This is a genomic window from Chryseobacterium sp. G0201 (genome assembly GCF_003815655.1).
Classification (GTDB): Bacteria; Bacteroidota; Bacteroidia; order Flavobacteriales; family Weeksellaceae; genus Chryseobacterium.
The window spans coordinates 3,178,375-3,192,990 of the sequence record NZ_CP033917.1 but is presented as its reverse complement, the minus strand read 5'-3'; the positions used below and the strand labels follow the sequence as shown (position 1 = coordinate 3,192,990).

13 protein-coding genes are annotated in these 14,616 nt (G+C 35.3%); 5 read left to right on the top strand and 8 right to left on the bottom strand.

Going from position 1 to position 14,616, the window contains the following annotated elements:
- Window positions 1–33: 33 nt before the first annotated feature.
- From ilvA to folP, 8 genes are all read right to left on the bottom strand, one after another.
- Window positions 34–1,296 carry a threonine ammonia-lyase IlvA gene (gene ilvA / locus EG348_RS14455; protein ID WP_123983712.1) on the bottom strand — a complete coding sequence of 421 codons (1,263 nt, stop codon included), beginning with the start codon at window positions 1,294–1,296 and terminating at the stop codon, window positions 34–36.
- 5 nt (window positions 1,297–1,301) lie between these two features.
- Window positions 1,302–2,348, bottom strand: coding sequence for a ketol-acid reductoisomerase (ilvC, locus tag EG348_RS14450; protein ID WP_123983711.1), 1,047 nt, complete (start codon window positions 2,346–2,348; stop codon window positions 1,302–1,304).
- 34 nt (window positions 2,349–2,382) lie between these two features.
- Window positions 2,383–2,670: an ACT domain-containing protein gene (locus EG348_RS14445; RefSeq protein ID WP_123983710.1), complete on the bottom strand. Its 288-nt coding sequence runs from the start codon at window positions 2,668–2,670 to the stop codon at window positions 2,383–2,385.
- Window positions 2,671–2,679: 9 nt separating this feature from the next.
- Window positions 2,680–4,428: a biosynthetic-type acetolactate synthase large subunit gene (ilvB, locus tag EG348_RS14440; protein WP_123983709.1), complete on the bottom strand. Its 1,749-nt coding sequence runs from the start codon at window positions 4,426–4,428 to the stop codon at window positions 2,680–2,682.
- Between the two features lie 12 nt (window positions 4,429–4,440).
- Window positions 4,441–6,117, bottom strand: coding sequence for a dihydroxy-acid dehydratase (gene ilvD / locus EG348_RS14435; protein WP_123983708.1), 1,677 nt, complete (start codon window positions 6,115–6,117; stop codon window positions 4,441–4,443).
- Window positions 6,118–7,020: a branched-chain amino acid transaminase gene (locus EG348_RS14430; protein ID WP_123983707.1), complete on the bottom strand. Its 903-nt coding sequence runs from the start codon at window positions 7,018–7,020 to the stop codon at window positions 6,118–6,120.
- A 415-nt stretch (window positions 7,021–7,435) separates the two neighbouring features.
- A complete protein-coding gene (locus EG348_RS14425; RefSeq protein ID WP_123983706.1) occupies window positions 7,436–7,837 on the bottom strand; it encodes an ACT domain-containing protein in 402 nt (133 codons plus the stop codon).
- Window positions 7,838–7,846: 9 nt separating this feature from the next.
- The gene (gene folP, locus EG348_RS14420) at window positions 7,847–8,620 is read right to left on the bottom strand and encodes a dihydropteroate synthase (protein WP_123985086.1); all 774 of its coding nucleotides are present in this window, start codon (window positions 8,618–8,620) and stop codon (window positions 7,847–7,849) included.
- Window positions 8,621–8,953: 333 nt separating this feature from the next.
- On the opposite strand from folP, the gene EG348_RS14415 reads away from it, so the two are divergent.
- From EG348_RS14415 to tpiA, 5 genes are all read left to right on the top strand, one after another.
- On the top strand, window positions 8,954–9,520 hold the full coding sequence (locus tag EG348_RS14415; protein WP_123983705.1) for a DUF1599 domain-containing protein: 567 nt from the start codon (window positions 8,954–8,956) through the stop codon (window positions 9,518–9,520).
- A 2-nt stretch (window positions 9,521–9,522) separates the two neighbouring features.
- Window positions 9,523–10,635, top strand: coding sequence for a BT_3928 family protein (locus EG348_RS14410; RefSeq protein WP_123983704.1), 1,113 nt, complete (start codon window positions 9,523–9,525; stop codon window positions 10,633–10,635).
- A 94-nt stretch (window positions 10,636–10,729) separates the two neighbouring features.
- Window positions 10,730–11,077 (top strand): TerB family tellurite resistance protein, encoded by a 348-nt coding sequence (locus EG348_RS14405; protein ID WP_123983703.1) that lies wholly within the window; start codon window positions 10,730–10,732, stop codon window positions 11,075–11,077.
- Between the two features lie 83 nt (window positions 11,078–11,160).
- On the top strand, window positions 11,161–13,287 hold the full coding sequence (locus tag EG348_RS14400) for a S9 family peptidase (RefSeq protein WP_123983702.1): 2,127 nt from the start codon (window positions 11,161–11,163) through the stop codon (window positions 13,285–13,287).
- Between the two features lie 165 nt (window positions 13,288–13,452).
- Entirely contained in the window at window positions 13,453–14,214 is a 762-nt protein-coding gene (tpiA, locus tag EG348_RS14395; protein WP_123983701.1) for a triose-phosphate isomerase, read from the top strand.
- The last annotated feature ends 402 nt before the right edge of the window (window positions 14,215–14,616 follow it).

Below are 14,616 nucleotides of genomic sequence, written 5' to 3'. Positions count from 1 at the left end.
TCTTTTCCATCATTGATTTTTAGAATAGTATAGCTAAATAAGAATATTCATTAAGGAAGGATCATTGTTAAGATAGTTGACGAAAAAATCATATTTTTTCATGTTAAATAATAAAGGTTCAAAATCTTCATTATTCTTTAAAACGATCCCAACAACCGCTATTCCTTTCTCTTTTGAATTTTTCTTGGTGTATTCAAAAGTTGTAATATCATCATTTGTCCCCAAAACATCCATTACAAAAGATTTTAAAGCCCCCGGCCGCTGAGGAAACCTCACCAAAAAATAGTGTTTTAGCCCAGCGTATAACAATGCCTTTTCTTTTATCTCTTCCATTCGGGTAATGTCATTATTGCTTCCACTGATAATACATACTACATTTTTACCTTTAATTTCTTCTTTGTATTTCTCTAAAGCAGCCACCGATAAAGCTCCGGCAGGCTCTACCACCACCGCATCTTTGTTATAGAGCGAAAGTATGGTTTCACAGATCATCCCTTCCTCAATCGTAACAACATCATGCAGTGCATTCTGACAGATATTAAAGTTAAGGTCTCCTACTTTCTGTACTGCCGCTCCATCTACAAAACGGCTGATTTTTTCTAAATAGAAAGGCTTCCCTTGTTCCATTGCTTTGGTCATGCTGGCTGCGCCGGAAGGTTCTGTTCCTATAATTTTTGTTTTCGGAGAGAGGGATTGAAAGACACTGCAAACTCCAGCAGCTAATCCGCCACCGCCAATGGGTAGAAAAAGATAATCGATAAGTCCATCTGCCTGCTCCAAGATTTCTAATGCCACCGTAGCTTGTCCTTCAATAATAGCAGGATCGTCAAATGGATGGATAAATACTCCTTCATTCTTTTCACAAAATTCTAATGCAGCATCTTTAGCTTCATCAAAAGTATCTCCATAGAGAACTATATCTACATAATTGCCCCCGAACATTTTCACCTGCTCCAGTTTTTGACCAGGCGTCGGCAAAGGCATAAATATTGTTCCTTTTGTTTTCATTGCACTGCATGCAAAAGCAACCCCTTGCGCATGATTTCCTGCACTGGCACATACTACCCCTTTCGAAAGACTTTCTTTAGACAGCGTTGCCATTTTATTATAAGCTCCTCGTATTTTATAAGATCGTACTCGTTGTAAGTCTTCTCTTTTAAAATTGATCTGAGCCTCATAAATAGTTGATAAATTATTATTTACTAACAACGGAGTTCGAACACTGACATCTTTGAGTCTCTCAGCCGCCTTTTGGACATTATCCAAAGTAACGGTCTGCCGATTTTTCTCTTTCATCACAATCAATTATTTTCCGGTCTTAAACTACGGACTGTTTTTCCGGCCTGCCATATTTCGCTTTCTCGAAGTTCTGCTAATTCGGCATCCAGTTTTTCCCTGTAATCAGGTTTGCTGTTACTGTCAATAGATAATTGCGCTTCATTTCCGGAAGCTACATTGTTGTATAATTCTTCAAAAATGGGAGAAGTAGCATCCTTAAAACGTTTCCACCAATCTAATGCTCCTCTTTGGGCGGTTGTACTGCAATTGGCATACATCCAGTCCATTCCGTTTTCTGCAACCAATGGCATTAATGATTGTGTAAGCTCCTCTACCGTTTCATTAAAAGCTTCGGAAGGACTGTGGCCATTCTTTCTCAGTACTTCATATTGTGCGGCAAAAATTCCCTGCACAGCACCCATTAATGTTCCTCTTTCTCCTGTAAGATCGCTATATACTTCTTTTTTGAAATCCGTCTCAAACAAATAACCGCTTCCAACTGCTATTCCCAAGGCGATTACTCGATCTCTAGCTTTACCTGTAACATCCTGATAAACGGCAAAACTACTGTTCAATCCTCTATTTTGAAGGAACATCCTTCTTAATGATGTCCCGGAACCTTTTGGGGCTACCAAAAAAACATCTACATCGTCTGGTGGAACAATTCCTGTACGTTCGCTGAAGGTAATTCCAAAACCGTGTGAGAAATATAATGCTTTACCAGGTGTTAAATGTTCTTTTACTTTTGGCCAATATTCTATCTGAGCGGCATCACTTAAAAGATAACAGATAATGGTTCCTTTTTTAAGCGCTTCTTCAATTTCAAATAACGTTTCTCCGGGAACAAATCCGTCTGCAATGGCTTTATCCCATGATTTTGAATTTTTTCTTTGGCCTACAATTACATTGATACCATTATCTCTTTGATTAAGCGCTTGTCCAGGACCTTGCACTCCATATCCGATAACTGCTACTACTTCGTTTTTTAATACTTCCTGAGCTTTTTCTAATGGAAACTCCTGTCTTGTTACTACATTTTCTTCTATTCCTCCAAAATTTAATTTTGCCATTATTTACTATTTTATTTACGTTATTACTTTGATTTTAATAATTCCCTGCATTTCTTAATACCGTCATACAAGGATTTCTGTGATAATGAACTTCCAAGACATCGACTTGTTTTTCGATTTGGTTTACCAGTTTTTTTATGGCTTCTTCATTTTCATTAATCACAATGATAAATTTTTTAATGCCCTGTACTTCACAAGGACCTACATTAAGGTTTTCAACAACAATTCTCCTTCTGGAAAATATATTATTGATCCGGCTTATTACTCCCAAATAATTCTCTGTATAGGTGGTGATGGTAAATTCTTTTTTATCTGTTTCCATATTTTTATTTTAAATTTCATTATTGTTTAAAACAACTTTAGACACACTTTTCCCTTGCGGAACCATCGGAAAAACATTGTATTTTTTATCAACCATTACTTCCAAAAGATAAGCTCCTTTATGAGCAAGCATTTCTTCAACACTTGTTTTTAAATCTTTTCTTTCTGTTACTTTTTTACCATTAATTCCATACCCTTTTGCAACCTGTACAAAATCAGGACTTTGAATATCTACAAAAGAATATCTTTCTTCATGAAACAATTCCTGCCACTGTCTTACCATCCCAAGAAAACTATTGTTGAGAATGATGATTTTCACATCTGGTTTATATTGCATTATGGTGCCCAACTCCTGAATATTCATCTGAGCTCCGCCATCTCCCATGATTGCAATAATCTGTCGATCAGGTTTTCCGTAAGCAGCTCCAATCGCAGCAGGAAGGCAAAATCCCATTGTACCTAACCCTCCGCTTGTAATATTACTTTTAGAATGATTGAATTTGGAATACCGGCAGGCAACCATCTGATGCTGACCGACATCTGTAACAATTACGGCTTCTCCCTTCGTTAATTCATTGATATTTCTGATCACTTCTCCCATCGTGATATCGCCCTCGGAAGGATTTAATTCATTACTGATCAAATTAATTTGTTCTATCTCATGACAGTTTCTGAATTTTCCCTGCCAATCTGAATGATCTTTAGACGTAATTAAATCCGTCACTAAAGGCAGTGTTTCCTTACAGTTTCCTAAAATGGGAACATCGGTTTTTACATTCTTATTAATTTCTGCTTTATCAATATCAAAATGAATTATTTTCGCCTGTTTTGCGTATTCATCAAGTTTTCCCGTCACGCGGTCGTCAAAGCGCATTCCGACAGCAATCAAAACATCACATTCATTTGTCAGTAAATTTGGTCCGTAATTTCCATGCATTCCAACCATTCCCACAGCGAGATGATGATTTGTAGGAATTACGCCTATTCCTAGAAGCGTCCAAGCAACAGGAATTCCTGATTTTTCTGCAAACTGTAGAAATTCCGTTTCTGCTTTTCCTAAAATAACTCCCTGACCTACAATAATGAAAGGGCGATTTGAATTGTTAATTAATTTAGCTGCTTTTTTAATATTTTCATCATTCGGTTCAGATTCGGGCTGATAACTTCTCACGGAATAACATGATGTATATCCTTTATAGACAACCTTCTGTAACTGAGCATTTTTAGTAACATCAATAACAACAGGCCCCGGTCTCCCGGATTTTGCAATGTAAAAAGCTTTCGCTAAAACTTCGGAAAGCTCTTCTGCATTGGTAACCTGATAATTCCATTTGGTAACGGGAGTTGTGATACCGATGACATCAATTTCCTGAAAAGCATCTGTTCCTAAAAGATGATCAAAAACCTGACCCGTAATGCAGACAACAGGCGTACTGTCTAACAATGCATCTGCCAAACCTGTCACAAGATTGGTTGCACCAGGACCGCTTGTCGCCAAAGCAACTCCAACCTCATCTGAAACTCTTGCAAACCCCTGAGCAGCGTGAACCGCACCCTGCTCATGACGTACCAAAATATGCTCTAAACGTTCTTTATAATCAAACAAAGCATCATAAATAGGAATGATAGCACCTCCAGGATAACCAAACATTGTTTTTACTCCTTCCCGCAAAAATGCTTCGAGAATAATTTGGCTCCCGCTAAGTTCCATCCCCATCAACAGACTCTCTTTATCATTGTTTAAACCTTCATTTTTCATTTTCTGTGTTTTTTAAAATTCATCTGTAACGCAGCCCTCTGCTGCTGAAGAAACCGTCATTGCATATTTGAATAACAACCCTTTTTTTACATTTAATTCCGGTTTTACCCAATCTTTTTTTCTCCTCTTAATTTCTTCTTCAGAAACTTTAAGCTGAATCGTATTGTTTACTGCGTCGATTTCAATGATATCCTCATCATTTACAAATGCTATTAAACCTCCTTCATACGCTTCCGGAGTAATGTGTCCTACCACAAAACCGTGAGTTCCGCCACTAAAACGACCGTCTGTAATTAAAGCAACACTGTTTCCGAACCCTGCACCGATCAAAGCGCTTGTAGGTTTTAGCATTTCAGGCATTCCTGGTGCGCCTTTTGGCCCTTCATGTCTAATAACAATGACATCGCCATGTTTCACGTTTCCGTCTTGTATTCCTCTGATGAGATTTTTTTCTCCATCAAAAACTCTCGCTTTACCCACAAATTTTTCACCTTCCTTTCCTGTAATTTTTGCCACACTTCCCTTTTCTGCGAGATTACCGTATAGAATTCTGATGTGACCTGTTGATTTTACAGGTTCAGAAATAGGTTTGATAATTTTTTGCTTTGAAAAATCAAGAGAAGGTATTTGTGCTAAATTTTCTTCCAATGTTTTCCCTGTAACTGTAAGACAATCACCGTGTAGTAGACCTTCATTTAATAAATATTTCATAACCGCAGGTATTCCTCCATGCTCATGAAGATCCTGCATCAAATATTTACCGCTTGGTTTTAAATCTGCCAAAACAGGCGTTACATCGCTCATTTTCTGAAAATCATCCTGCGTTACGGAAACTCCGACGCTTTTTGCCATTGCAATAAAATGTAATACGGCATTGGTGCTTCCACCCAGAACAATGATGATACGAAGCGCATTTTCAAATGCTTTACGCGTCATGATATCCGAAGGCTTGATGTCCTTTTCTAATAAAATCCTTATAAATTTTCCGGCATCAAGACATTCATTTTTCTTTTCTATACTTAAGGCCGGGTTTGAAGAAGAATACGGAAGACTCATTCCTAACGCTTCAATCGCTGAAGCCATGGTATTGGCAGTATACATCCCTCCGCAAGCTCCCGCTCCCGGACAGGAATTTTTGATCACTCCATTAAAATCTTCTTCTGATATTTCACCTGCTATTTTTTGCCCCAGCGCTTCAAAAGCCGAAACAATATTCAGTTGTTCTCCTTTAAAACATCCCGGAGCAATGGTTCCGCCATATACCATGATTGACGGTCTGTTTAATCTTCCCATTGCGATGATTGTTCCCGGCATATTTTTATCACAGCCGGGCAACGCAATGATTCCATCATAATATTGTGCCCCACAAATTGCTTCAATACTGTCTGCAATAACGTCACGGCTTACCAGAGAATATCGCATTCCGTCCGTTCCGTTGCTCATACCGTCACTTACTCCAATGGTATTAAATATCAAGCCTGCCAGCCCTTGCTCCCACGTTCCTTTTTTAACGATCTGCGCCAGATCATTGAGGTGCATATTGCAGGTATTCCCGTCGTAACCCATACTGGCTATTCCTATCTGGGCTTTCTGCATATCATCATCTGTAAATCCTATTCCATACAACATGGCTTTTGCAGCGGGTTGTTCAGTATTTTGCGTAAAGGTTTTTGAATATTTATTAATCATTTAGCTTACTTTTAATTCGTTTTTTAATTCTTTAAGACTTTTTCCTCTAACTAAATTTCTATAGGCTTCTTGTATCAGACAACTGTAGGTATCATCCCAGTTTTTATTAAATGGAATATCATCCAGAGAGTCTAAACCAACAATTTCAGCTGCAGTACCACAAAAAAATGCGGCATCGGCTCCTCTCATTTCTTCAGGTTTAAAGAAGGTTTCTTTAACAGGAATATGCAATTCTTTACATATTTCAAAAACCGTTTCTCGGGTGATTCCCGGTAATATATTTCCTTTTGACGGAGTAAATAAAACGCCATCTTTTTCATAAAAAACATTGGCTCCTGAACTTTCTGCAACGTTTCCTTTTTCGTCCAGTACCAAAGCTTCATCATAACCTTTATCTTTGGCTTCCTGACAGGCCAAAATTGAGTTTACATAATGCCCTCCAACTTTAGCCTCTACTAAAAATGCCTTCGGATTGGGTCTTTGAAAGCTTGAAGTCATAATGCGCATTTTATCTCCCAGATATCCGTTGCTCCATTCCCAGGCTAATAAGGTCAGGTAAGATTCTTTCCCTTTAGAAAGAGACATATTGGGTGAGCAAATCACCAATGGTCGGATATAAGCATCAGAAAGACCATTCAGGGATAGCAATTTATACGTGAGATCAGTAAGTTCCTGAGTTGTATAAGAAAATGGAATATGCATCAGCTCTGCGGAACGACGCAAACGGTCATAATGTTCTTCAGCTTTAAAAATCTTTGTCCCATTATCTGTTTTATAGGACTTAATTCCTTCAAATACAGAGTAACCATAGTGAAGTGACTGCCCATAAAGATCAGTCTGTGCATCTTTTGCTTTTACAAATTTTCCGTTAAAATAAATGAAGGTTTCGTTGTTGTAATACATTTTTTTATTCAGTTTAGGGTTTGTTGAAATAAAAAAGCCCTCTCACAATGTGAGAGGGCTAAGATTATATATAGACAATATCTTTCCTTCTCACAGTCGCAAGGGAATAATAATGACGATAATAATTGTTGTTAATTGATACATAATTTCTGAAATAAAAAAAGCCGCTTCACAATGAAACGGCTTTATATAATTTAAATAATTTTATTGTTATACTACCGTTGTTTACTATTGAATGACAATAGTATTAATAATAGAAATAACAATAATATTTTTCTGATTCGTAAAATTCATGGTGTAAAGGTATTAATTTTTTAATATTACACAATTTTTTTAGCTTTTTTTTAACTTTTTATTTTTTAGGCAATATTCTAATACTGTTTTTTAAGCTTCTTCAAATAAAAATAATCTATTTTTAAATTTCAACCTTAGAAAATCTTTTAAGTTCTTCCATTGCCCTATCTGCATCATTTGCTGAAACAAAAATATGGTCATGATAATATCCCGCAACCACATTGCAGCTGATATTTTTTGAAGAAAGAATTCTGGAAAATGCAGCCGTTAAACCTACCGCTTCAAGTGAAGAATGAACCTTTAAAGTGATCCACGAAGCAATAAATTCATATTTAAAATGTAGCTGATCTGCCAGTTCTCTTCTAATAATCAAAGTAATACCTTCCTCTTCTTTAAAATAACAGACGATCTCATTGAGATCAATCGCCGGAAATTTTTCTACCGTGCAAAATACATATTCGCCTTCATTCAATTGAGGCTCCATTGAACGTAATAGTGTTTTAAGATCTTTTTCTCCTGTCATAATATTTTTTCATCGTTTGTGTTGTAAAAAGTCCCTGATTGTTTGAGCTGTTTCTACCACATCATGAACTCTTAATATTTTAGCACCCTGCTGTAAAACTTTTAAATGTAATTTCTGTGTTTCCTCAATAATATCCAGAGCAGATTTCCCAAGAGGTTTATAAATAAATGATTTTCTTGAAATCCCTATTAATAAAGGAAATTTTTCAAAACCAAGATATCTTACTTCATCGATCATTTTCATCTGATCTTCCACCGTTTTTCCGAAACCAAAACCGGGATCAAGAATAATGTCTTTTACTCCCTTTTCTAGAAGTTCACTTGTCTTTTCAGAAAAGTATCTGTTCTCGGCCAGAATAATATCCTCAAATTTTATTTTATCATGCATCGTCTCATACGACGGATTTACATGCATTAAAATGTAAGGAAGTTTAGTTTCTGCCGCTGCATCAAACATTTTATTATCGTATTGCCCTCCTGAAATATCATTAATAATATCAATTCCTTCATTAAAACCAAACTTTACCGTTTCAGAATAAAAAGTATCTAACGAAATCAATGCTTCAGGAAATTCTTTTTTAATTTGAGAGATTAAAGTTCCGATTCTTAGGATTTCATCGTCACTGCTTAAAAAATCAGCGTTTGGGCGGGTAGATTGCGGACCAATATCAATAATTTCAGCACCATCTTTCAATAATTTTTCGGCATGATGCAAAGCTGATTTTTCATTATTAAATTTTCCTCCGTCAGAAAAAGAGTCCGGAGTAAGATTTAAAATCCCCATGATCTTCGGAAAACTCAAATCGATAAGCCTTCCATTACAATTTATAGAGTTTGAGGGTTTTGGTATCGGAGAGTTGGAGTGTCGAAGGGTTTGAGAGTTTGGGAGCATGAAAGTTTGAGTTGTAATTTGTAAATTTATTAATTAAAATACTTACAATAATAAGTCTTTAAGCTTTACAAAGATAAAACTATAAATTATCCATTCAATAATATAAAACAAGTTCTTATTAAACTTCCCAACCCTAAAATTCTCCTACTCTCCTACTCAAAAAACCCATCCCTGATTCCTGCTACCTAAAACCTAATTCGTATATTTGGGCTATTAAGAGAATTTATGTCAACAACTTCAATACAGTTCGAGAAAGTTATCAGTCAGTGCCGTGATTTATTTTCAAAAAAACTACAGGATTACGGTGCAGCCTGGAGGGTTTTAAGACCGAGTTCCATTACGGATCAAATTTACATTAAAGTCAACAGAATCCGTACGTTACAAATGACTGACGTGAAAATGGTGGATGAAAGTGAAGAAAGTGAATTCATCGCGATCGTCAACTACTCAATTATCGGATTGATACAGCTTGAAAAAGGTCTTTCTAATGATTTTAACGAAAATAAAGAAGAAATTTTAGGTCTTTACGATAAATATTCCAACGAATCTAAAGCTTTAATGGAAAGAAAAAACCATGATTATGGTGAGGCATGGAGAGATATGAGAATTTCTTCGATCACGGATCTTATTTATCAAAAAGTTTTAAGAACAAAACAAATTGAAGATAATCAAGGTGTTACCATCGTTTCCGAAGGTTTAGATGCCAATTATTTTGACATGCTGAATTACGCTGTTTTCTGTTTAATAAAATTCTCTGAAAAGCAAGATAACTTCCAACCCAAAACTATTTAATTATGATCAAAGGTTTATTACGTTTCATTATTGCTGTTATATTCATCCTTTCCGGTTTTGTAAAGGCGGTAGATCTGGTAGGTTTTTCCTTTAAAATGGAAGAATATTTTTCTCCTTCGGTTTTCAATATGCCGTTTTTGGAAAAATTCGCCCTGTTTTTCTCAATAATTGTCGTTGTATTGGAGCTTTTTCTTGGATTTATGCTTTTATTAAAATTAAAACTTAAATTCACTTTATCAGCCTTGATCGCACTTTGTATATTCTTTGGTTTCCTTACATTTTACTCTGCATACTTCAATGTAGTAACGGATTGCGGATGTTTTGGAGATGCTATCAAATTCACTCCTTGGCAGAGTTTCATTAAAGATGTTGTGCTTTTGGTTGGATTGATCATTGTTTTTATCCTTTACAGAAAAGAGTTTAAGAAAAAAGATGATTATAGTTTCAGTTCTAAAAAAGAATCTTCAAATACATTTAAATATGTTCTTTTAGCTGTATTTTCTTTGGGAATGATCTACATTATGGCTCAGGGAATTATGCACGAACCTTTAATTGATTTCCGTGATTATAAAATTGGAACTGATATTAAAACTGAAAAGCAAAATATTAATAAAAACCCATCTGAATACAAAACTTTTTACTCTCTTAAAAACCAAAAAACAGGAGAAGTTTTAAAGGTAAATCAGGACGATTACATTAAAGAAACAAAATATTGGGCAGAAGGCTCTCCATGGAAGATTGAGGAAGGAAAAAATGAATCTGTTTTGGTGAAAGAAGGTTACAAATCTGAGATCGTAAAGTTCAAAATTGAAGATCCTACAGGCCTTGAAGTGACAGATGAAGTGATCAATGCACCGAAAGCAATTCTAGTTTTCTCTTATCATCCAAAAGAAGTTTCAGCAGAGTTATTACAAAAAGTTGAAGCTAAAGTTAATGCTCAAAAAGGAGCTGTAATTTACGGAGTTTCAACCGATCCGAATACATTTAAAACCATTAAAAATGCAATGATGGACGGCACTGCCATTAAAACCATTGCCAGAAGCAATCCTTTTGTATTAATTTTACAAAACGGAAAAATTGTAGACAAACAGCCTGCAAAGGACTATGTTGATTAGTCAATTGTGAATGGTTAATTTTGAATTTTAAAACTCAAAATAGGAACTTCTCAATAAAATTTAGACACTAAACTTTAAACTATACATTTATATAATGCAAAAATCAAATAAATCAATCGCCGGATACCACTTATTAATGATCCTTTCATCTGTAGACGGAGAGTTTGCACCTGAAGAAGGAATGCTTGTTCAGCAGTATTTGGCAGACGAATTTCCTTTTAAAATGGATCTGGATAATGAATTGGAAGTAATCGCTTTATTAAAGCCTGAAGAATGGAAAAGTCACTTCGAATTTCACGCTCAATGTTTCTTAGATGATTCTACGGAAGAAGAGCGTTTAAGTTTTGTACAATTTGCTAAAACGTTGATTAAGGCTGATAATAAAGTTACTGACGAAGAACATACTTTCTATATTCTTTTGAAAAATCTTTGGAATATTTAATAAAGAAGTTAGACAAAATTATGTTTGATTTTAAACTAAGCTCTAACTTCTAAGCTCTAATATCTCAATAAAAAAACATAGCCATGAAAAAATTTTATTTAGGAATATTAATAATAAGCACTTCTATGTTTCAGGCTCAAAAATTCCCTGACATGAAAGCTCCGATAGCCCAAAAGCAGGAACACATCAGAGAAAAACACGGTGATAAAGTGAACGATCCCTATTATTGGATGATCGATTATTTTAAAAAAGGAAAAGATTCGACAAAAGTTGTAGATTATTTAAAGGCTGAAAATTCCTATTGGGAAGGCATGATGAAAGATACGGAACCTTTCAGAGATGATCTTTTCAAGGAAATGAAAGCCAGAATCAAGGAAAAAGATGAATCTGTACCGACCTTCAAAAACGGATATTATTACTACACCCGAACAGAAACCGGAAAGCAATATTTCAAATATTGCAGAAAGAAAGGCAGTCTTAATGCAGCCGAAGAGATCATTCTCGATGTCGATCAGCTTGCAGAAGGGCATGCGTATTATTCTGCTTCAGGTTTCAGCATAAGTCCTGATAATACAAAAATAATCTATGGTGTAGACGATGTTTCAAGAAGGCAGTATAAATTATTTCTAAAAGATCTTTTGACCGGAAAAACAACCGATTTAGGAATTAAAAATACAGGCGGAAGCGCAGTTTGGGCAAACGATAACAAAACAATTTTTTACACCGAAAACAACCAAGTAACCCTTTTATCCGAAAAGATCAAAAGACATACTTTGGGAACTGATCCGGCTAAAGACGTTGTTGTTTATCTTGAAAAAGACAAATCCAATTACATCGGTGCTGACAAGACCAAGAATGAAAAATTTATTCTGATCTTTTCCAGCGCTACAACTTCTTCTGAAACAAGATATCTGGACGCAAATGATCCAAACGGAACATTCAAAGTTTTTCAACCGAGAATAAAGGATGTTTTGTATGAAGTAACTGCTTTGGAAGATAAATTTTTAATTACAACCAACAAAGACGCTTTAAACTTTAAAGTTGTGGAAACACCTTTAGACAAAACAGGCGTTGAAAACTGGAAAGATTTCGTTGCGCACAGAAAAGACGTATTGATGGAAGGAATCAGTGAATTTAAAAATTATCTTGTTTTCAGTGAAAGACAAAACGGGCTTTCACAATTAGTCATTTATGACAGAAAAACTGGTAAAAAAGAATTCTTAAAATTCGACGAACCAACTTATACTGTTTCCCCATCGGGAAACCCTGAATACAATACAGATAACTTCCGTTTTGGATACACCTCAATGATCACACCGGGTTCTCAGTTTGAACAGAATTTGAAAACAGGAAAACGGACTTTATTGAAACAACAGGAAGTTTTAGGAGGTTACAATAAAGACAATTATATCACTGAAAGACTTTTTGCTACGGCAAAAGACGGTACTAAAATCCCTATTTCTATCGTTTATAAAAAAGGATACAAAAAAGATGGAAACAGTCCGCTTCTACTCTATGCTTACGGCTCGTACGGAAACTCTATGAATGCATCATTCAGCAGCACAAGATTAAGTCTTTTGGACAGAGGTTTTGCGTTTGCGATCGCTCATATCCGTGGAGGTCAGGAAATGGGAAGACAATGGTATGAAGACGGTAAAATGATGAAAAAGAAAAATACGTTTACAGATTTCATTGACGCCGGAGAATATTTAGTTAAAGAAAAATTCACTTCTCCAAAACATCTTTATGCACAAGGAGGAAGCGCAGGAGGCCTATTGATGGGAGCTATCGTGAATATGAGTCCTAGTTTATGGAATGGAGTTATTTCACAGGTTCCTTTCGTAGACGTTGTCAATACAATGCTGGATGAAAGTATTCCGTTGACGACAAATGAATATGACGAATGGGGAAATCCAAACAATAAAGAAGCTTATTTCTATATGAAATCTTACTCTCCGTATGAAAATATAGAAAAGAAAAATTATCCTAATATTTTGGTAACAACAGGTTTACATGATTCTCAGGTACAATATTTTGAACCAGCAAAATGGGTGGCAAAATTAAGAGACATGAAAACCGACAACAACGTATTATTATTAAAAACAGACATGGCTTATGGCCACGGTGGCGCTTCTGGAAGATTTGATTATCTGAAGGATACAGCTTTGGTATATGCTTTTATGTTTAAATTGGAAGGAATTAACAAATAAAAACATCAAACAGATTTTGCAAATTTTGCAGATTAACAATGACAGAAAATTAAATTTCATACATTGTTCGAAAATGCATTTTTAACGTTTACAAGATCTGCCAGATCAAAATAATCTGCGAGAAAAAAATATAAAATAATAGAAACAAAAAGATAATATAGAACTATGAGAAGAAAAATAGTTGCAGGAAACTGGAAAATGAACAAAAATATAATTGACGCTCAGCAATTGATGGTTCAATTATTAAGTTATAAAAACAACAATACAACAAACTGCGAAGTTTGGATCGCACCTCCATCTTTATACTTAATGATGGCAAAAGATATCTTCGAAAAAGACGAGATCGGTGTATTTTCTCAGGATATGAGCGAGCACGAAAGTGGTGCTTACACAGGAGAAATTTCTGCAGAAATGTTAGAATCTATCGACGCTACAGGTACTTTGATCGGTCACTCTGAAAGAAGACAATATCACGGAGAAACAGATTCTCACTGTAACAGAAAAGTAAAATTAGCTCTTGATAAAGGATTAATTCCTGTTTACTGTAACGGTGAAACTCTTGAGCAAAGAAAAGCAGGTCAACATTTTGAAGTGGTAAAAAATCAGACTGAAGTTGCTCTTTTCACGCTTACTGCGGAAGAAATTAAAAAAGTAGTGATCGCTTACGAACCGGTTTGGGCAATCGGAACTGGTGAAACTGCAAGTCCTGCACAAGCTCAGGAAATACATGCTCACATCAGAAGCATCATCGCTGCAAAGTATGGACAGGAAGTTGCTGACGAAGTTTCTATCCTGTACGGAGGTTCTGTAAAGCCTGATAATGCTAAAGAGATCTTCTCTCAGCCTGATATCGACGGTGGTCTGATTGGTGGAGCGGCTTTGAAATTAGAGGATTTTTCTAAAATTATTGAAGGATTTAATTCATAATAATACAATTAAAAATATCGAAAACCACCAAATTTGGTGGTTTTTTTATTGTCAGAATATTTTGAAGTTAAAAATAAAATAATGGACTTGGTAACTGATAACTTTTCCAGACAGAAAATAAACGTCAAGTTCTTTTTTGTAAATCCCTGAGAAAAATTTAAAAAGAGTATAAGTAATTTTTTCTTTTCCAGTATGCTCCGGAATTCTAATTCCATAAAATTGTTCAATCTCAGTCGCAATAAGATCTAAGAAATTATTTTTGGATTGTGACATAACCAGTCTATTATTTGAGTGTTAAAAAAATTATATACGAAGAATTTTTATTTTCGGATTTGAAAACTGTAAATTTTGTATGAAAATATATTAACTAATTTTTTATACTATTTTAACATAAAAAAAGCC